Here is a 21,396-nt window from a genome sequence, read left to right on the forward strand (position 1 = left end):
TTATTAATATAAATTTAAAAGGGGAACGTTAATCAATTCCCCAGTTTGAATGTTTTTTATATTCGTCTAGTGATCTTTTTTCACTATGTTGAACATACTTGATTGTGGTTTCAATACGCGAATGATTAAATAGTCTTTGAAGATCCTCGATATTTAATCCATTCTCTGTAAGTTTAGAGGCAAATGTTTTTCTGAATCGATGTGTATGAATTCTATCGATTGAGAGTTTACTCTTTAAATACCTATAAAAAAGTTTTATATCATTTTTGTTCATTGGTCTATTACGTAAAAAATTAAAGAATAAGTGCTCTTTTGTTAGAGAGTTGTTCATCAACTCTAGTATATATGGCCTACTGAATTCTGAAAATGGTGCATACCTAGACTTTCTTGTTTTTCCTGACCAGATATTTATTAAATTATTTGTGAAATCAATGTCTGTTAATTTGATGCTCAATGCTTCTGATACTCGTAGACCTGAATCCAACAGAAGTCTTACAAATGCTTTATAAACAATACTGTTTTTGCTTGTATTCAAGTCCTTTGTATAATTCATGATACGTCTGATGTCATCATCAAAAAAACGCTGAAATGGTCGCGTATCTTTCGGTAATTTAGGTAACTCAAAAAAAGTAGTTATGATCTTATAATGAGTCATAACTTTTTTTAAGTAATTTAAAATCTTGTTAATGCTGTTATTACCATTTTTAGTGTGGTCTTTTAAGTAGTTAATTAGTTTATAACCAACTTCTAAATTAACTTGTTTAATTGATTTAACATTCAGTGAATGAAATGCATTCCCCAAATGCATGATCATTCTCTTATGGTAATTATTTGTACTTGCCTCAAAACTCCCCTTTGTCAGCTCGTAGTAATCATTGAGTGTTTTAACAATACTCATAACGTTCACCCTTTCAATTTAATATGAAAGGTGGCCACCTAAGGATGATTATAAATCAAACAGGTTAAAAAAATTCCCACAATTTTTGTGGAAAAATTGACCCCTTTAGATAGGTCAAACCATTTTCAAATACAGTGTGCGAATAAGCATATAGTATTTATAATATATATGTATATATAGTAAACTATATATACTATATTTATAATCTAGTGATTTTTGCTACTTTTTGATAGGTTAGAACTAAGTTTTAGCTTCCACAGAAGTTTTTTTAGCCTCTACAGGTAATTGCTTTTTAAGTTGATTATTAAGTTTACCCATTTTCTCTAATTCAACTTCATTCTGAGTTAATTTCTTTTCTAGATCCTTATTCTTTTTAATGAGTTCTATCTGTTCTTTTCGCAATGAATCATTTTCATCAATTATTTTTTGATAGCCTTTCCATTCGGATGCTATTTGAATATCGATTTCATCTAATTGAGTTTTTTTCTCAGCAAGAAGTTTATCGAGTTCATTCTTTTTATATACTGGATATAAAATTGTATTCCAAACAACGAAGGCAATCAAAAATGCAACCACTGCAATTGCTAGGATTAATAATAATATGTAAAGTACGTTAATTAGTATATCTAAACTCATGACATTGTCACTCCTTTCATAGTTTCAAGTGAATCAAAATTCTTTTTAAGATTAAATTGTTCAAAGAATTCCATATCATCATGTAATGTACATGGATAGAAGTAGGTCTTATATGGAATGATTTCGTAATCAGCTGCACCAGTTAGGACAATTTCGTAGGTTTTAATTTTCCAACCTTTTATCGTAAATCTGAATTTACCTGTTTGAAGCCAATGAACATAATCAAATTTCTTTTTAATCTTTGGTCTGTGATAATAAGTTAACATCTGCATAATTTGAATATCTGTCTTAGGTAGTTGAGAAATAAAGTCAAAAATCTCAATACCTTGATGACGTTGAGCACTCATTGATGCAATCATTGGAATAACGATATCTTTATATGAACTTTGATTGTTAAGTCGATGATTAAAACCTTGAGTAAGGATTTCTTCAAAAACGACTTTATTAAATCTTTTGTCCCACGCTTTTATTTGTTTACCCTCTACAAAGAGTTCATTTGGATCAAAAACCTGGTTATAAACAAATTTCGTTCCATCTCTTCTAGTTCTTGGTCTCTCCATTTGAACAGTAGTATAAGCTGCTTTACCAGTTAGGTATGCATGTTCCATGTTTTTATGAAATACACAAGTTGATTTCCCCTCACCAGGTTTAGCGTACCAATAATGAGCACCGTTTTTATTAAACGGTAAATCCATGAAATCTGGTTGATCTTCAACCATTTTTCTGAGTGTAATGAAAATCCATAACCAGTGTAAAGGTATGGTTGAATATCTTGCTATTTTGTAAAGCTTGTTTATCAAATTTGCAGCCGTTCTAAAGAATATATCGATGATTGCTATGAAACGAAAAATTGCCTTGCGGTAACAGACAATGATTGAGATTAATTTTTTCTCGTATCTATCAAGCAAATTAAAAACTTTTGTTTCATATTGCTGATAAATATGAATATTTTTATCATTATCAATTTCCATTTCATCCACCTAACCCTAAATTAAATCCAAGTAATGTGAAAACTAGCACCAAAAGCAGAAACAAGAAAAATCCACTCCAAGTGAATAATTCTCTTACTCCTGCAAAAAATTCATTGATTTTTAATTTTAAAGGTTTAAGCCAAAAGATAATCAATAACACAATACCAATAGCAGTATAAATTTGCCAATATTGAATAACATTACCAATGATATTTGATATATGTTCCATGATTAAATCCTCAAGATTAATCTAATTGAATTAACTGTGACTATATTGCTGAATACTTGTGCTGCAATAAAGTATGCGATAAATCCAAACATGACACCATAAAACATCAGCCTGAGGAATTCACCCAATTTAATACGAGTGATTCCACCTTTATGATTTAATGCACCAATCACCATTACAACTCCAAATACGATTAATCCAATTGAATATTCCAGGTTAAAATTAATCGTTGGGAATTGTGGCCAAAATGGTTCATCATTGGTTCCGAATCCAAGTGTTGTATCAACTTGAATTTGTTCACCAGCAATTGTGTATAATTGCCCTTGGGTAATATACGTCATTTCAATGATGTTAATACCTTTTTGCTGATCAATTGCAGAGAACTCATTATTAATCTCAAATCCAGAAGCCCAAGGATCATTATATTGGCCAAGGAATAGTTTATAAACACTCATACCAGATGTAATTGTAACTGGATTTACTCCACCATAAGCTTTAGAATAAGCTTGTTCAAGTGTAGTCTTGAATTGTCCTGTAGGTGTAATCTTTTGGATTTCTTGAACGGAGGTAATAAATAAATCACCGGTTGAATATCCATTTGTTCTTAGTAATGAAACGTAAGTACCGTATTGGAAAACTGGCATTAAAATCAATGGATTTAGAGTCAATGCACCACCAACCAATAACCATGACTCTTGCCAACCAAAAGTATTGATATATTGATTATTTGTATCCTCTAGGACAACATCTTGTTGAATCCATGGCCCACTAGGGTTAAATGGATTCCAATAGTGATATCTGTACTCAAATCGAAGAGATATAGATAACAATCTTTCAATGATGAATTCATCCGTATAAAAATATGCATACACTGCATTGTTTAACTCTCTAACAGTAAACATATATGATCTAAAACGATTTACTACATGAATCTCATCCGAATTCAAATGCCATAGTACATATGGTTGAAAGGTCGAACGAATTTCACCTGTCGAATTATACATCGTTTCATCACCGATATTGATCAGTAAAAACTTTTGGTCATCGTCTGTAAAATAAAACGATTCAATTTCATCAGTGAACATACTCATATCTGTTCCAGCTTGCATACTGTAAACCAGTCGATAAGCTTCACCATCAACTTGAATTAGCACATCTAAATTTAAGTTATCTACTTCAAAATCTACAATACCCATCTCACTTATTTTTGCGTTTTCGAAGAATGATTTATCCGTATTAGGTAATTGATCATAAGTTGTAGTTTCTGCAGGAATATCAACAACGGTCGTTCTCTCACCTTTAATCGATGATTTGTAATAATTGTAAGCAACTTCAGTATCAAGACGTGTATCAAAGTAAGTCAAACCATATCCAAACTGATTCACTTTTTGAAGCAAGATTTCAGGTTTAAAGGATCCTCGCATTTCATAGAACAATGTATCCATAGCCGCTTTTTGATTAGGAGTAGAAGCCCAATTGATACCGACCGGAACCGTTTGATTTAAAAGCATGTTTGCAAAGTCCATATTTATTCTGAATTCAAATTGAATATATGCATCACTTGAAAGAGAAACAGGTGTGTTTAGATATGCAAAATCCACCCAGTTTCCACCGGATGTAACTTTCAAATTCACCGTTTGATATGGTATAGATGAAATCACTGAGTGATAGAGTTTCATATCAATTGAATAAATATATGGATCTACATATTGGCTATTATAAAATCCTAGGGGAACCATGTCCTGAGTCAATAAGAATGTTGGGATTTCAACGTGCGTAATTTTGTCTACATTCGATTTAATTTTCTTTGTTCGAATTCGATAACCGAATGGGTCAGAACCAATCGTGTAATCCCAACCAGATGATGAATCTTTAGTTGCAGTATAATTTGACAATGGGTCATCAACAAATAAAGGTGTTAAATTAACTTCATCAACAATTGTGGTTGTTGCTGCATACGTTTCCACATTTGATGAAGCAATAATTCCTAATAAACTGAGAGCAACCAACAAAAGTAAAAATGCTTTTTTCATCTTGGTACTCCTTTCTTAATCTTTTTAGATACTTTATATCCAACGTATAATAGGATCCCTACAATACCGATGGTTATAATAAATAAAATCGCGTTCCAAACCATACTACCAAATGCTAGAAGTGGATTAGGATCTGGTGGAATGATATCACCAGGTTCAAAGGAGGTGAAATCTTCTGTGACATAAATTTTAATTGATACATTTTGAATTGCACCAGATGATGAGATTAATCTAAAACCATAGTTATAATTACCCTCCTCAGTTTCATGCCCTGTATATTCATCAATTAAAATTTGGTAACCAGTACCTACACTGATTGAGATTAAATTTACATTCCTTAAAACATTTCTAATTTTTGTAAAGTCTAGTGTTTGGTCTGGTCTCACATAGATATTGCCTAGATTATCTACAAGGGTTACGTCACCGATACTTAATAGGACTTTTACTTGAATGGTCCTTAGAATCTCTGTTAACCCATCTGAAGCTGCAATTGTAACATTGTATGAGCCAACGACAGCACCGTTGCCTGTATAACCATCATTTGAGATGCTTAAGACACGACCATCTGATTCATAAAGTAATAAGATATCGTAAATTGTAACAATTGCAGAAACTTCTTTAAAAACCACATCCGGTCCATGAATGACACTGTCAACTGCATGAACCGGTTTAATGGTTGCGATTATCATTGTAAGAACCAGGAATAACACAGCAAATATTTTTTTCATAGTTATTCCCTCTCTTTCGTATTATTTCTTTTTAGTAACAAAGTAAACAGCTAATGTAAGAACAACAAAAGTGGTCACTAATAAATACACCCAAGTATCATTAGATGCAGGTTCTTCAGGAATTACAGGGATTGGTAATTGAGGATCATTCACGCCAAGAACTGTAATTGAATATGTTTTTGGAATTCCCATGTGATTTAAAGATAATGTATAAACACCTGGAACACCTGCTTGATAATTGGTAGATACATTCTCGTAGTCATCAGTGATTTCAAGAACTGCTAAGATTTGTTCAATAGTTAAAGTTGCACCAGGTAGTAATCTAACAGATGCACCATCGACTACAAAGAAACCTGGAGGTGATGAAACGATTGTTACTTCAACCTCATGGAATGTTTGATTACCTGCAGAGTCTTCAGCCTTAAAGATGACTGTATATTCACCAGGTGTTGTTTCATTACCTGTTAAATCATCTGAATCAACAGTAATCGAAGCTGAAACATTACCATCTTTAGCATCAATAGCTGCAAGTGCAGCTTTAATTTGATCTACTGTAAGATTTTCATTAATAGAAGCAGTAATTGTTGAGACACCTGTGAATACTGGTCCAACTCCGTCAACAACAGTGATGTTTCTTGTTAACGTTCCAACATTACCTGAACCATCTGTGGATTTGACAGTAATTGAATAACTACCGACAGTAGTCTTATTAGCTGAGTAAGTATTCGTTTGAATTGAAATTGTAAGACCGGTGTAATAGTTATCTGAAACTGAAAGTCCAGCAACCCAGGATGTAACATTAAACTCTTCATGATAAGAAATTGTGACTGGAGTAGTTGTTCCTGTGATGACTGGTGCTTCAATATCTACAACGTGAATAGACGCTTCCAGGTATGAAATATTACCTTCAGAATCTTCAACAGCAAATGTAACATCATAAACACCAACTACATCAGGTTCGTACCCACCATCATCATCAATATATACTTGATCAGAAATATCACCATAAATATCATCCCAAGCTGTAATATATTGTAAGAAATCTTCCAGTGGTGTTAAATTGTCAACATTAGCAATAAAATTTTCGCTGGAGCTAATTGCAGGAACTAAACCACCATGGAATTGAACTTGTAAATTAGAAGATTGTGCTGTGGTTAGATTCTCATTTTTACCACCGGTATGAAGCTTAACTTCTCCACCATCCCAATAATATGCATCAACGCTCATCTTGTAAGGACTGAGACCAGCAATTTTAGTGAATTCAATCTCAACAATTGCAACATTTGATTTAGCATAGATATTCGCAGACCTTGATACTTTAAAGTCTTTATAAGGTGCTTGGAATACAACTTTAAATGATTCATCGTTTTCTAGGTCAAATTGAGTTAAATCAAGTTTTCCTGATGTTTGACCCTCATTTACTAAATAGACAGCACCATTTGTTGTATCATGCCATAAATCTAAACCCGGAGTTTCTGATCTAAAACGTCCATAAGAATATGATTGAGTCCACGACTTGCTTAATCTAAGTGTGTAACGCCATACATCACCAACTAAAAGACTTGTAGGACTACCATCATCTTCTATAACACTACCTGGTTTAATCATAGCGTTATAATCTGCACCACCAATAGCATAGTAACCTTCATGACTAATAATATTAGCAGGTTCGTCAACATCGTTAACTGTTAATGAAAAAGGTTGATCCATATTACCGAATTCATCAAATGTCATATTTTCAGAAATCCAAGTATAGACATCAATGTCAGTAGTACCAATACCATCACTAAATGTTGTAATTTCAAACTCTAAAACTATTTCTTCATAAAACAAATCATAATAATCATCCTCAGTTGTTGCATACACTGACTGAATAGATGTAAGTAACAAGCCAAAAGATGCTGTTGCCAGCATCAAAAACGATAGTAGTTTTTTCATATTCGCCACCTCTTACTTGTTTCTAAGTAATGAACGGTAGTAAATGACACCTGAAACTACTAAAGCAATAGCAAAGAACAATGCACCTTGGAAGTCAGCAATAAATCCATGAACATCATGTGCATGAGTTGAGAAATCTACTAACCATGCTTGATCACTGAATACTTCTGCAAGACCTGGCATTAATAAGATGTATAAACCATAGAGAATTAATGCAGCTAGTGCTAATAAGAAGAATGGTTTATTTTCTTTGTTTTGATAGCTCTTGTAGAGTAATAGGCCACCAATACCAGCAATAAATACTAAAATAACTACCATTGGATCAAACATTTCATTGAATGCTGTCGTATTGGTAATTAAATCAGCTAACCATTCTGGTGTGTTCGCATCTATTGTAAGATTTGGAATCACAAGTAACCCAATTGCTACTAGACCTAATAATGCTAAGCCAAGAGTAGCCCAAAACTTATTTTTATTTACAGATTTTTTCTTTTTGCTCATAACAAGCCTCCTGAAATATATTTGATGCATAATGCATCATACTCTCAACTTAACTAAGTCTAAAACGTTAATCAAATTAGGTAACGTACTTTTGTAAGAAAATATTGATATAATTAATCAAAAAGGGGTTATATTATGGGAAGAAAATCAAAACAAAACAAAGATGATCAAAATCAAATAAAAAAGAAAATAGAACCTGATCAAACTACTCAATTCATTCGCAAATTAAGCATATATTTCATCGTTATGCTTGTGCTTTATTTCTTATCTAGATGGGCTATTCAAAAATCAACACCAAATGAAACAATATGGGCAGTTACCACAGACTTTTTAGTTTTTGGTGCTACGATAATAAATCTGAGTATTGTTGCAATTCAGTTTAATATTTTTGCAAATAAAGAAATGGAAAGCAAGAAAGCAATATTGAGGGCAAATATAACATCTATTGAGAAAGAGCCAAGTACATATTTTCGATCATTTATGAAATCATATTCCTTAGAAGTATTCAATTTAGGTATGTCTGGTGCGTATGATATATCATGTGTTGTGCATTGTTCGAAAATGAATGTTGAAGGGGTATCAGAAGGATTGAGAATTTTCTTGCATGAAATAAAAGTGGTAATGGCTCAATCAAGTGTTAAATGCACATTTAATTCATCCGTTTTTAATCTAGAAAATATGGAACGTATAGAAATAAAATTCAAAGATTCAAGCACAAATGATTTTCAAACAGTGTTCATTGAAATTGGCAAGTGAAAACTTGCTTTTTATTTGGATCTAAATCTGTGACAATCGGCAGACGTGAGGACTCCAACAGAGTCCGTTTAAACTCCAACTGACAAAGGTCAGGCAGGAGTTAATTTACCCGCATTGTTTTTAAATAGGCCAATGTCGCATGAACAGATGGATTAATTAGAACATGATTTGCAAGTTTAATTAGTCTATCCATCTGTGAATATCGAACGGCCAGAAGCATGGTTTTTATGCTTCTTCACTGAGGCGACTACCTTCTTTAATAGGATGATAATTTTTATTTATAAAAATTAGAAGCCAATACTATGGTACGAACGGATTTAAAACAAGGAGTACGATTTAACTAAATCACCTAAAAATGAGGTACGAACGAAAATAGTTTCCATGCAAAAAAATAACTCCTTCAGGTAATAGAAGGAGTCATGATCATAATTTTGATGTTTTTTATGAATTCGAAATAGGAACCATTCCTGGTATCCTAACTTCAGTTGATTAAATTGAATAATTCTCTGGTGGAACATAACCAAATGAACGAAGCATGTCAGCGAATGTTTGTACGACTTGGCTTCGTCTAATAGATTTATGTTTCTTAGAATTGATTTCTTGTTGTTTCATGCTGCGTCTTTCTAGGTGCTTAATATATTTATCGTATAATTTGTTGCTGCGTTCAGCAATGGCTTTTACACGTGCGTTTCTATCTTCAGTCTTACGATTACCTAATGCTTGAATAACGCGTGATTTTACATCTTTAATGATAAGAAGAGTTTGTCTTACTACAGCTCTAAATAATGATCGCTTATCAGCTTTTAGATACATCTCATCATAGATAGTAGTGCTTAACCATTTAATAGCTTTATCAACATCAAGTTTGAATTCTCCACGGATACGCTTCTTAGTGTCTTTAAATGTACGTACAATGATGCCATCAGATTCAAGTATTTTAAATGCACTGTGAAGGCTTGAAAGACGTTTAATTCCTAATTTTTCGACCAAGTCATTATTAGAATAAGTCAATAGCTGTTTATTAGCATAAGTTTGAATAAATAACACGATTATTTTTACAGCAATAAACATACCTGATTGACGTAAAGATTCAGATATGTTTTTTGTTATATAGATGAAGTTTTGATGTAACTTCGCTCGCATTACTTACCCTCTTATAATTCGTCTTCTTGATTATCTAGTTCATCCAGGTAGTCATTTAACCACGGTGGATTATTTGCTCGTTTTGGATCATGTGCATATCTAGCATCAATTTCATATCCTGGTAATTCATCCACATACTGTTTAACCCAATCAGGACTGTTATCTTTTTTGTTCTTACGCATCGATCTTAACATTTCGATATCTTTTGTTAGTTTATTGATTGCTTGTTCTGCAGTGTTGATAATTATCTTTTTGTTCTCATCCAGGACAAACGATTCAAACGTAAGTCTAAGATAGGCTTCATTAATTGTTTGATGCTCACCATGTACTCGCTTAGCTGTGATTACTGCTTTAACCAGGACTGCATTCAATACACCTTGATTCACTCTATGTTTTCTATTCATGAAGGTTTTGATTGTATCGTGCATCAGAGTGAGTTCTTTTGTTGAAAGAAGAAGTTTAGCAAGATCTTCCCATGAAATTAATTCTAAAGCATCTGCATAGGTTAGTTTAATACCTGCAGTTTTTGAAAGTGTCAATGTTTCAGTCATCATATTCACCAAGTTTCTTATCCAGATAAAGCACAGTTAAAGATATCGTTATTCCCATTAACATCATTAATACCAGGATGATAATTAAAGCTGCCGCAATTAATTCAAACACGTTCTTTACCTTCTTCCTTAAGACTCAACGTTACATAAGGTAATTGAACCAGATGTTTTCCTTTTTCATCAGTAAATTCACAACCTACAAAATGTTTATCCATCGAAGGATCTTCAGCAATTACAATATTTAATAAATTCAAAATCTTACAAGTTACTTTGTCACCTTTTTTAATCATAATGTACCTCACATGATTGAAATCAAGTTACCTGATACTTCATGTCTAGTGGGTGATAATTTGTCTTGTCTTTGTATTAGATATCTCTTTTCATTCTCGATAGTTTCAATACTAATTACTTTACATAACCCTAGGTTGGGATGATTAACTAAGTCACCAACGTTTATCATCTAATGTCTCGTTAAATTTTCGTTGAATTACTTTTGGAGAACCTAGGAGATTTCTAGCTACATTCATAGCGGCTTCTCTGGTTTCATACAATGTTGCTTCAATCGGAGTTGAAACCAAATAAGGTTTGTCTTCATTAAAAAACATGATTGACTTGTCCTTAAATTTGTATTTAATAATAAACTTAATTTTAGAAACTACCATTTCATTCTTCCTTTCTTCAAGAAGAACATTGATATAGTTAATGATTTCAGTCATACAACCGGTGTCTAACCACACTTCAGCAAAGTTAGGTGATTTATAGGTGTATGTTCGCCATGATGGTAACCAACTTATAGTCCCTAAACTTCCAGATGTGTCATCATGGTCTTTATCGAATTGATCAATAAGAACATCAAAAGTTTTCTTGTTTTTATACTTGATTTTAGTAAGCTTCATGAATTTTGTAATTTTAATATCAATTATGTCATAATCATAAATTCTCATAATTACTCCTTCTATAACCAATTGAATGGATCTAAACCATCAATGTTATAGCAAATCCAACAACATCCTTTATTAAATGATTTAGATTTGCCTAGAAACTTAATTCGTTTCTTGAAAATCAATATTGATAATTTATCCTTGTGCTTTTCAAATAATTCAGCTCTGGTTTTAGTCTCTAGAGTTGAGAGTGGAAGCAAAAGAGCGAAAGCTTTAATTTTTCCAGATGCTATTAAATCAAAGGATCTTCTGATAATATCATTTTGCTGTTCGAATGGTGGGTTACTAATCATAAGTTCACAGTTTTTCGGTGGTTCTGTTGTGAAAAAATCGTTACCAATATCATCAAACAAATGAGTGGCTTTATATTTCAATTTCAACTCATCAGCTTTAAGCTTAAACTCCGAGTCGTAATTATTGAATGGAAACCAAATGTTTTCATATCGGTCAATTTTAATTATCTGATAAATCTGTTCTACAACATATCGAGGTGTAGCAACATGATTTTTATCCAATAAACAATTTTGCTCGTAAGTTAATGGAAATAAACTAACTGATTGCATCATGAGATTTCCTTAATTTTGAAATGAAGTCTGCCATCAATAATTCTACTTTCACACCATGAACTTTCAAAAATTGTTAGTGCATTTCTAATGCCAGATTTAGCGTTAGAATAATGATTTCTAACACCTTCACAGCCTTGAATTATATTATTGATTGATAACCAATTAGTACCGAGATTATGATGATACTTCATGTATTCAATAACCTTTTTCATAACACCATTTTCTTAACGAAATTCCATCTACAAAAAATTTTACGTTGTTAGCTTTGGAATAGTCTTTTGTCTCATTCATGGATTATCACCATCCACACATACAACTTGATAAACAGTATCAATTGACCAAGATCGTTTACAAGTTGCACTTCCTGTTTCAACGATTTCAGCAATTAGATCATCTGTATATACTTCACGTCCAACTGCATCAAAGAATTCATCTATTGTTACAGTTCGATTGTTAATCTTAAATTCGTATTTCATTTTTATCCTCCTGAATCCCATCTTTAGATTCTGGGTACCACTCGTATCATGTTCGCTAAAGATGGGAACTAGGAGATTCGAGTGATACTCAGAATCCACTAAACAAGGGGATAGAGTTTAGTGAATTCAGAGAGGTAATAAATACTAGTGCTCTTAAAACACATAAAAGTAATTGATAGATTGAGCGACCCAGAAAAATGCTCAAAAAATCAATTACTTTTATCTATTCTGGGTCTATTAAGTTTTTCTAATTGATATCTTTTTTTACGATACTCAATCTTATATTTTGCATCGCTAACTTCATGTCGTTTCCACCCACAAATCTTAACAAAGAAGTTGAGTACTTGGTCATGTGACCCTAAACAGTTTAATACAAACTTATAAAGTCTATTCTTCCCCATATGATTCATTTGTAACTCAGCATTAAGCTTTGCACTTACTGTTTCAAATAAATCCGGCATTGAATCACCCCAAATAAAAACCCGTTGAATGCAATCCAACGGGGACTATTTAATTGACGTGCAGGGGGTCATAGGTTCAATCCCTATACTGTGCACCATTTTTTATTTATGTAAAAGTCAATTGTTTATAAAAACAATTATTTAAGTTATAATAAAATTAGATAATTTTGGGGGAATACATAATATGAACGGTTTAGATATGTCACAAATTCCTATGTACTTTTTGATTTTTGAGTGTGCAGTCGTAGGTCTTTTTGTCTTATTCCACTTTTTATTAGGCATAAGAAGAGGATTTTTTAAAACTACTTGGAACTTTTTTGGCCAAGTTTTATTAGTCTTAGCATTATTCTATGGACTTGGATTTTTCCAACTAAATGAGTTTGTAGATGAAAGTACTCTGAGAGATATCGTGAACATGATTGGTAATGTCGGAATTGACCTCAATCTATATCTCGATAAAATCATTGAAGCTGGTGCATTACCTTTAGTTTTAGCGCTTGCTGATTTAGGATTTAAGATAAGTATTTTCTTCTCCTTTTATTTCATATTAAAATTTATTTTCCAATGGATTATCATTGGTATACCTTGGTTATTTATAAAACCGATGGTTAAAAATCTACCTAAGAATCGATTATTTGGTGGATTAATGGGTGCTGCACGTGGTGCATTCTCAGGATTTATTTTAATTTTCCCCGTTCTTGTTCTAATTAATACAATTGTTGGACAAGGTGTAGAAATTGAAGACCCTCAATATAAAGCTTATGCTGAAGCAATCAGTGCTTCAAATGAATACAATTTTGTAAAAGTTATAAACGATGCAGTTCAATATGAAGATAAAGGTTTAGCTGACTGGTTCTTTGACCTTGCATTCCATTCTAAAGTTAATGATGATGAAGTAATTACTTGGAGAGCAGAACTTGCTTGGATTGGTGAAGGTGCAAAAGCAGCATTACCATATGTTGTTGGTGGTGAACAATTCAATCCAGAAACATTTACTGCAGAAGAATTAGGCAGATTTGAAGGATTCTTTACAGCCTTTGCAAAATCTCAGCTTTTAAACTCAATCTTAAAACCTGGTATTAAACTAGGTATAGCATTCGCACCTGAATTTGGTGTAGAACTTCCATTAACTGATTCAGAAATCCAAACTTTGATGGCAAGACTTGATGCAACTGAAATTAGTTTAACAGATGATTTTAATGAAATTTATTTAGCAGTGAGTGAATTACTACAAGTTCAAAGTTTTGGACAGTGGCAAGTCCTTGCTGAAGACTTTGGTGCAATTGGAAACTTTACTGAAGATCAACAAGAACTCTTCAAGAGCGCACTTTCTCGTATTGCATCACTCGACTTATTAAAGGTTGGGGATATTGCACTTGAAGTTGGTATGTATAACCAAGCAGTACTAGATCAAATCACTTGGATAGATTCAACTGAAGCTAAGATTGATATGCTTGATAAAATACGTCAACAAATTTCAGCTTTCAATGGTACATTTATTTCAACAACTTTAAATGAACTCGTAGGTATCTTAGACACTGTTCTGTATGCGTTCCCTGGAATTGACTTAAATGGTGACGGTCAAGCAGATGTTTCACTATCAGAATTCATTTCTGGTATTCAAGAAATTACAATATTATTAAACTCTGATCCTACTTATCATGCGTGGTTCCAAGAAACATTAGGCAAAGTTGCGGACCTTTCAATCATCGAAGTAATGTTGGATCCAATCATTTCATTCGGCGTCAACATGTTGACTAACACTGAAACTGGTTGGACAGAAGAAGAAATGGAAATGCTCCTTTCAATCATTGACACTAATTTCGAAGATTCCGCTGATTTGAAACGTGAATTATTATGGATTGCCTCAGTTTATCAAAAACTTGGTGAACTTGAAATTGCTGAACCTCTTGTAAATGAAGAGGATATGCTCGTTATTTTAGATAATTTACTATCATCAGCTGATGGTAGAGACTTATTTAAATCAGCAATTGATACATTCTTAGATGGTCAATTGATATCTTCACTGACAACTCAAATGAGTAATGTGTTAATTAAAAAGTATATCACTGAACCGTTAGAACTCGTTCAACCGTTATATAAAGCAGTTGATCTTCCAGACTTTAATTTCAACGATGAAATTGAAGTTGTTGTAAATGTTGTCTTCGGTTTATATGAAAACGGACTCCTCTTACAAGAAGCACTTGCTGAAGATTCAGATATGATCTCAGTTCTTTTACCAGTACTAGTTAACTTTGTTGCAGATGATGACAACATGGCTACCGTTTTAAACTCAAATATTTTATACGCATTTATTGACGATAGTTTAGGTAACCTAGGTGATTTTTCAATTCCTGATGTTGCTAAAGTGAGTGATCCTGATTCACCATACAATGGCTGGATTAAGAAGACTGAACTTTCTACAGTCTTAGAAATCTTAGGTGGATTAATTGAAATCATGGATGAAGAAGGAATTGATTTCGGTCAAATCTTAAATTCTTCAAATATGCTAAATGATTTATTCCCAATTATTAAAAAATATGTTGCTGACCCAGATAACCGCGAACTCTTATTATCAAGTGATGTTTTATACTCAACAGTATCTGATATGTTAGGAACTGTTGAAGGTATTACTGTTCCAGATTCTGCATTAGTTACTGATGAAAATTCTCCGTATCATGGTTGGATTGCTAGAGAAGAACTTTCTAAATTATTAGAAGCACTTGTTATCCTCGATTTAAATTTACCTGGTGAAGGTGAATCAATTAATTTAGATACCATTACAACGGAAGTTTTAGTTGAAGTTATTCAATTAGAATCTGCAATATTAAGAAAGATGATTACAGATCAACTTGTAAGTGCGAATCTATTTGATATTCCAGTTGAAGCATTCACGAATGAAACTAAAGAAGAATTAAGACAAGTTGAATTAAATAAACTTGCTGAAATGTTACAGCATTTAGAAATTGAAGTTTCATTATTACTTTCTGGTGATGGTTCAATGGATGCCATCCTTGATGAGATATTAGTTTCTAAATTAACTACAATTGATTTTAAAGACTCATTTATTATTAAAGGATTTATTACAAAAGGTATTACAGATAACTTAGGTGAACCACATCCACTTGCTATGGATGCAGAATACCCAAGTCTACTTTCAGAAGATGAATTAGATGAAATCTTCAAAATTTTAGGTTCACTTGACACAACAGGTGAAATGTCACTGAACGAATTAATGGAAAGTTTCATTGATGTTGACAGCATTACTTTTGCAACTGTGAATACTATGGTTGCAGCTGGTGATTCTATCCTCATTAGATCAGTTATCAGTGACAATATGTTAACTGTTGACATGATTGCTGAGCTTGACCTTAAAGATGATGTTTACCATGTTCATAATGGTGTCCCACAATACGATCTCATTTCACAAGATGAATTAATCAAATTAGTTGGTGCATTAAATCAATTATCAGATGATGAAAATGATGCAATTCTTGACGTTGTAAACAATTTAGACATTAATACAATAACTATCAATGATATTGAATTGATGGTTTCAAAAGACTCTTCAATTATTAGAACGCTAGTTTCAGAAAAGATTCTAGAAATGGATGACTTTGAAGTACATCCTGATGCCATTGTTGATAGTGAAATTACTCAAATAGAATTAGAAAACTTATTTGGAGCACTCTCTGAAGGTTTAGGTCAAGATAGTAATATTGATGCACTTTCATCAATTGCAGATACTATTTCTATTGGTAACTTAAAAGCTATGCAAAGCAAAAAATCTAAAATTGTCAACTACATGATGACAAATATGATCGTTGATAATATTGGTGAAGCATACGATAGAGAAGCAGCAAGAAGCGAAGATGATTCACTGCTCTTATCAGATGATGAGTTTACTGCAATCTTTAACTCACTTGCAGTTATCGACCCAACAGAAGAACAACCGATTGTTAATGTTGCTGATGAATTAACTGAATTAACTATCGTTAAGATTGGTGCAATAGTTGAACAAGGTTCTCATATCCTTCGTGCTCGTTTATCATTTGAATTAATTGATAACTTAGGTGAAAATAAAGTTCACCCAGATTCAATCGATGAAAATGAAGATATTTATCAAGATGATTTAGATGCATTGTTTAAAGCATTGGTTCATGTTGGTGGAGAAAAACCAGTTACAGAATTATCAACGCTTGCAGATGAAATTAATATTGCACAACTTGAAGCAATGAATGATAAAGAATCTAGAATGGTATCATTCCTAATGACTTCAATGATTATTGAAAACATTGGTGAAGAATATGATAGACCTGCTGCAAGAGATAATAACGATCCACTTGTAATTTCTAATATTGAATTTGACAAGATTTTTGATTCACTTTCAGTAATTGATCCGACAAAAGTCGAACCTATTATGGACGTTGCTGGACAATTAACAGACTTAAAACTTGGTCAAGTTGCTGATATTGTCGATAAAGAATCTATTCTATTACGTGCAAGACTTTCTAAAGAATTAAAAGACAATTTAGGTATGGATAAGATTCATCCGAATTCAATTGAGCCTGAATTTGGTGATATCTATCAAGCAGATTTAAGTGACTTATTTGAAGCATTAAGCACACTTGATGAAGAAAAACCTGTCACAGAGTTATCAAGTTTGGCAAATGACATTACAATTAGTGATTTAAGAAATATGAACGATGTTGAATCATCTATGGTATCTTTCTTAATGACTAAGATGATCTTAGAAAAAATTGGTGAAGAATATGATAGAGAAGAAGCAAGAGATATGGATGAAGATCCACTTGTATTCTCAAATCTCGAATTTGTAAGAATATTCGATGCATTAAATGTTCTTGATCCAGAAGAAGATGATCCTATATCAACTGTAGCAGGTAAATTAACCAATGTAAATGTTGGTGAAGTTAAAGATATCGTTGATGCTGGATCAGTCATCTTAAGAGCAAGATTATCTAAAGAAATTATTGAAAATCTTGGTGAAGAAAAGATTTACCCAACAACAATTGATGAAAATGGTGATATTTTCCAAGGTGATCTAGAAGATTTATTTGCAGCATTAATTCATGTCGGTGAAGAAAAACCAGTCACCAGTCTTGGGTCAATTGCTACTGACCTAACAGTTAAAGAAGCTAACGATATGAATTCAGAAGGTTCATTAATTGTACGTGGTTTAGTTTCAAATATGGTTATTGAAAATATAGGTGTGGATGAAATTAGATCGCACGCATACGATGCAGCTGATTTAGTATTACCAGTTGAAGAAAGATTTGGTTTATTAGATGAAAATGAACTTAATCGTTTATTCGCTGCATTAACTGCAGTTGCAGAAGATGAAGAAGATAAGATTATTGACTTAACAAATAGTCTTACAGATACTAACAATATTACAATTGGTAAGATTAGTGCTGCGATGGATAGTCAGTCAATTATTATTAACTCGTTAGTTTCAAAAGAAATGATTCCGATTTTAACAATTGAAGATATTCATCCAGAATCTTTAGAAGAAAACACAACTCCAAATCCAATTAATAACGTTGTCCTTGAAATTAAACGTGAAGATATGGCTGACTTCTTTGTTGCAATGTTAGTATTAGGACCAAATCTTGCAATTGGACAACTTGCAACTGAATTATCTGACGATTTAAATATATTAACGATTAAAGCAATGCGTGATGAACAATCTAAACTGTTTGAAGGTAAGATTTCAAGAGTTATTGGTGGTTCAATTGGTGAAACATATACAATCCGTGACGCTGCATACTTCGATGTAGATGATGCAGTTTTAGGTAAAGATAAATTTGCGTTATTAGACCCAGTTGAAATCACGAAGCTACTTAATGCAATGCAAGTCATTGACGGAGATAGAAATACTGCAATTTCAAATTTAATTTCGGAATTTGAACCTTCAATCGTTACAACTTCTAAGGTGATTGGTGCAATTGAACAAGACTCAATTATCATTAGAACAATGATGTCAGAAGTTATTACTTCAGCAGTGACTGTGGATAGAATTGTACCTGATGCTTACGATGTAATAAATAACCCTGATTTAACTCAAGATGAACTTGAAAAATTCGCATTAAGTATTAAAGCAGTCGATCCATCTGCAAATGATGAAGATCCGGATAATGACCAAAGTATGATGTTATTCGCAACAAATTTAGGTAACGATGTGGATCAATTCACATTAGCAATGTTATATGATCTTGAAGCGATTGATTCGCTTATCGTGCGTAAGTTTATTTCTGAAGGTATTATTTCAGCTGTTGGTAGCAATAACATTAGAGAAGACGTTTACGAAATTATCTCAATGGAATTCATAAAACGTACTCAAATCGTGACATTGCTCGATACGTTAGAAATCGTTGCGACTGCGAACGGTTCTGAGGATCCGTTATTAGAACCATTAACAAATGTTGTAAATAACATTAGTGCAGAAGGCGTTACACCTCAATTATTAAGAGATATCGCAACTGCAGACTCAACGATTGTTATCCGTATGGTAACTGATGTCATTGATAAATTTGGCACAGCTATGATTCCAAATGCTGCACTTGAGGTACATGCTTACTCAGGTAAAGACTTAGATAAAGCTGAGTTCTATAGATTAGCGGATGCATTAGAATCTCTAGGTATCGTAAACCTTGATCTTGGTGCAGTTGATACTGGTGATATGGATCTTGAAGCAATTCAAAATGCAATCCAAGAAGAATCATATATTGTAAACCGTATGATCTCAAGAGCAATTATTGCTGCTAGTCTTTCAACTGATGAATCTAGAACAGATGTCGAAGATGAAAACTATGATGTACAAGTTGATGAAATGGAAAATCTAGTTGCTGCATTTAGACATTTAGGTATTGAATCAATTGATACAGCTTCTGCGAAAGATCCTTATGAACTAGCTCTTGCCGCACAAGCTATTGGTGATGAACAATTTGATATTTATATTGGTTATGAACAACCATATGATGAATTAACTGAAGATTTAGGTATGACAATCGTTAAAGACTTCTTAATCGAAATGCTTGATGATACATTCCCAAATCCATTTGATCCACTTAATAATATATCTGTATCAAATAGACAAGAATTACATGATTTAGTCTTTGTGTTCTTAAACATTTAATTAAGATTTATGATTTAGCCCAACCAACTCGGTTGGGCTATTTTCTTTTTATTAATCAAAGATTAAATTTTAAATTATAAGTCGTATCGGTTGAAATTATAAAAAGATAAGTGTATTGTATTAGATATGATATTTTGAAGTTCAAAGAAAGTGGCTACAATGGAAAATTTAACAACTAGAAGAAAACTAACGATACTTATCTCGGGATTATTCATAGAACTGACTGTAGGTATTGTTTATGCATACACAGTTTTAAGAGTTTATTTAGAAAATGAACTAGGTTTAAATCAAGTCCAATCATCGATACCTTATTTACTATCCCTTTTCTTTTTTGCATTCTTTGTTATGATTGCTGGAAGAATGATCCATGAAAAAACCTTTAAACTTTGGATTGTTGTAGGTATCACGTCTGTCGTATTAGGTTATATGCTTGCAAGTATTGCTAAGGATATTACTTTAATTTCAACATCTATTGGTGTCTTTTTAGGCAGCGGAGTAGGAATTTTATATGGGATACCAGTAAAAATATCTCAAAATCTTTTTAAGAAACGAAGAGGTTTGACCGTCGGTCTAACAATTGGTGGGTTTGGCATGTCTAGTGTTATTACAGCACCTTTATTACAGTTTTCATTGGATCAATTTGGGCTTCAACAAACATTTATTATATTTGGTATTATTTCAGGTATTATTTTAATTACAGCATCAGTTTTAATGACTTATAAGGTAGAATTAAATCAGATGTATCGAAAAATACTGAAAAAGGAAATAGAAAAACCAGGAAAGTTATTTCCGGTATTTTTTGTTGTCTTCATGATAGGTATAATGTTTGGGTTATCTATGATAGGATTAACATCTTATATTGGTATTAAAGATTATAATTTATCGATCGAATCAATCAGTTTATGGATTATTTTATACTCAACTTGTAATGGACTTTCACGACCTTTATTTGGATATATCTATGATAGGTTTCACCTTAAACCCACAATATATTTATTATCTGGTATGACTTTACTTGTTTCTTTATTTTATTTATTTATTGATTTTAGGAGTGAAAGTTTCTTTATATTAACTATGGGGCTAAGTTGGGCTACAGTTGGTGGATATTTATCTTTAATGCCTAATTTAACTAGAGATTTATTTGGTGAAAAATCTTTTACCAGAAATTACGGTACGATGTATTTTAGTTATGGTATAGCAGCAATCATCGGTAATTTATATACAAGTTTTATGATTGATCAACAAATTGATTTTGGACTTATTTTTATTCCTGTTATTATTTTAAATCTTGGATTAGTTATTTTTATGAGTTATAAAAAAATAAAATATTACGATGTGAATCAAAATGCAGTCTAAGATATTTAACTCATGTAAATATAGTGTATAATTAAGATATTAAAGGGGGATTTACC

At 32.4% G+C, this 21,396-nt stretch carries 19 protein-coding genes; 3 read left to right on the top strand and 16 right to left on the bottom strand.

Annotated features, from left to right (window positions below; translation table 11 throughout):
- Window positions 1–28: 28 nt before the first annotated feature.
- From JV173_RS01435 to JV173_RS01470, 8 genes are all read right to left on the bottom strand, one after another.
- Window positions 29–808 (bottom strand): tyrosine-type recombinase/integrase, encoded by a 780-nt coding sequence (locus JV173_RS01435; protein ID WP_205734511.1) that lies wholly within the window; start codon window positions 806–808, stop codon window positions 29–31.
- 330 nt (window positions 809–1,138) lie between these two features.
- Window positions 1,139–1,534 (bottom strand): hypothetical protein, encoded by a 396-nt coding sequence (locus tag JV173_RS01440; protein WP_205734512.1) that lies wholly within the window; start codon window positions 1,532–1,534, stop codon window positions 1,139–1,141.
- The gene (locus JV173_RS01445; RefSeq protein ID WP_205734513.1) at window positions 1,531–2,505 is read right to left on the bottom strand and encodes a hypothetical protein; all 975 of its coding nucleotides are present in this window, start codon (window positions 2,503–2,505) and stop codon (window positions 1,531–1,533) included. Before JV173_RS01445 ends, JV173_RS01440 begins: the two co-directional genes overlap by 4 nt.
- 1 nt (window position 2,506) lies before the next feature.
- A complete protein-coding gene (locus JV173_RS01450) occupies window positions 2,507–2,734 on the bottom strand; it encodes a hypothetical protein (RefSeq protein ID WP_205734514.1) in 228 nt (75 codons plus the stop codon).
- 2 nt (window positions 2,735–2,736) lie between these two features.
- Complete coding sequence (locus JV173_RS01455) at window positions 2,737–4,767, bottom strand: hypothetical protein (protein ID WP_205734515.1); 2,031 nt, start codon at window positions 4,765–4,767, stop codon at window positions 2,737–2,739.
- Entirely contained in the window at window positions 4,764–5,495 is a 732-nt protein-coding gene (locus tag JV173_RS01460; RefSeq protein ID WP_205734516.1) for a hypothetical protein, read from the bottom strand. Before JV173_RS01460 ends, JV173_RS01455 begins: the two co-directional genes overlap by 4 nt.
- A gap of 21 nt (window positions 5,496–5,516) precedes the next feature.
- Complete coding sequence (locus JV173_RS01465) at window positions 5,517–7,433, bottom strand: COG1361 family protein (RefSeq protein WP_205734517.1); 1,917 nt, start codon at window positions 7,431–7,433, stop codon at window positions 5,517–5,519.
- A gap of 12 nt (window positions 7,434–7,445) precedes the next feature.
- Entirely contained in the window at window positions 7,446–7,934 is a 489-nt protein-coding gene (locus JV173_RS01470) for a hypothetical protein (RefSeq protein ID WP_205734518.1), read from the bottom strand.
- A gap of 135 nt (window positions 7,935–8,069) precedes the next feature.
- On the opposite strand from JV173_RS01470, the gene JV173_RS01475 reads away from it, so the two are divergent.
- The gene (locus tag JV173_RS01475; RefSeq protein WP_205734519.1) at window positions 8,070–8,690 is read left to right on the top strand and encodes a hypothetical protein; all 621 of its coding nucleotides are present in this window, start codon (window positions 8,070–8,072) and stop codon (window positions 8,688–8,690) included.
- Between the two features lie 489 nt (window positions 8,691–9,179).
- On the opposite strand, the gene JV173_RS01480 is transcribed toward JV173_RS01475, so the two are convergent.
- From JV173_RS01480 to JV173_RS01515, 8 genes are all read right to left on the bottom strand, one after another.
- On the bottom strand, window positions 9,180–9,833 hold the full coding sequence (locus JV173_RS01480; RefSeq protein WP_205734520.1) for a hypothetical protein: 654 nt from the start codon (window positions 9,831–9,833) through the stop codon (window positions 9,180–9,182).
- Between the two features lie 11 nt (window positions 9,834–9,844).
- Window positions 9,845–10,384, bottom strand: coding sequence for a hypothetical protein (locus JV173_RS01485; RefSeq protein ID WP_205734521.1), 540 nt, complete (start codon window positions 10,382–10,384; stop codon window positions 9,845–9,847).
- 104 nt (window positions 10,385–10,488) lie between these two features.
- Window positions 10,489–10,686 (bottom strand): hypothetical protein, encoded by a 198-nt coding sequence (locus JV173_RS01490; protein ID WP_205734522.1) that lies wholly within the window; start codon window positions 10,684–10,686, stop codon window positions 10,489–10,491.
- Window positions 10,687–10,827: 141 nt separating this feature from the next.
- Window positions 10,828–11,328 carry a hypothetical protein gene (locus JV173_RS01495; protein WP_205734523.1) on the bottom strand — a complete coding sequence of 167 codons (501 nt, stop codon included), beginning with the start codon at window positions 11,326–11,328 and terminating at the stop codon, window positions 10,828–10,830.
- A gap of 11 nt (window positions 11,329–11,339) precedes the next feature.
- Entirely contained in the window at window positions 11,340–11,888 is a 549-nt protein-coding gene (locus JV173_RS01500; protein ID WP_205734524.1) for a hypothetical protein, read from the bottom strand.
- Window positions 11,888–12,103, bottom strand: coding sequence for a hypothetical protein (locus JV173_RS01505; protein ID WP_205734525.1), 216 nt, complete (start codon window positions 12,101–12,103; stop codon window positions 11,888–11,890). Before JV173_RS01505 ends, JV173_RS01500 begins: the two co-directional genes overlap by 1 nt.
- A gap of 75 nt (window positions 12,104–12,178) precedes the next feature.
- A complete protein-coding gene (locus JV173_RS01510; RefSeq protein WP_205734526.1) occupies window positions 12,179–12,367 on the bottom strand; it encodes a hypothetical protein in 189 nt (62 codons plus the stop codon).
- Window positions 12,368–12,576: 209 nt separating this feature from the next.
- Complete coding sequence (locus JV173_RS01515; protein WP_205734527.1) at window positions 12,577–12,828, bottom strand: hypothetical protein; 252 nt, start codon at window positions 12,826–12,828, stop codon at window positions 12,577–12,579.
- Window positions 12,829–13,012: 184 nt separating this feature from the next.
- Between JV173_RS01515 and JV173_RS01520 the strand changes: the two genes are divergently transcribed.
- Entirely contained in the window at window positions 13,013–19,984 is a 6,972-nt protein-coding gene (locus JV173_RS01520) for a CvpA family protein (protein WP_205734528.1), read from the top strand.
- A gap of 159 nt (window positions 19,985–20,143) precedes the next feature.
- Entirely contained in the window at window positions 20,144–21,340 is a 1,197-nt protein-coding gene (locus JV173_RS01525) for an MFS transporter (protein WP_205734529.1), read from the top strand.
- Window positions 21,341–21,396 lie beyond the last annotated feature (56 nt).

This window comes from Acholeplasma equirhinis (genome assembly GCF_017052655.1).
In the GTDB taxonomy this organism is placed as follows: Bacteria; Bacillota_I; Bacilli_A; order Acholeplasmatales; family Acholeplasmataceae; genus Acholeplasma; species Acholeplasma equirhinis.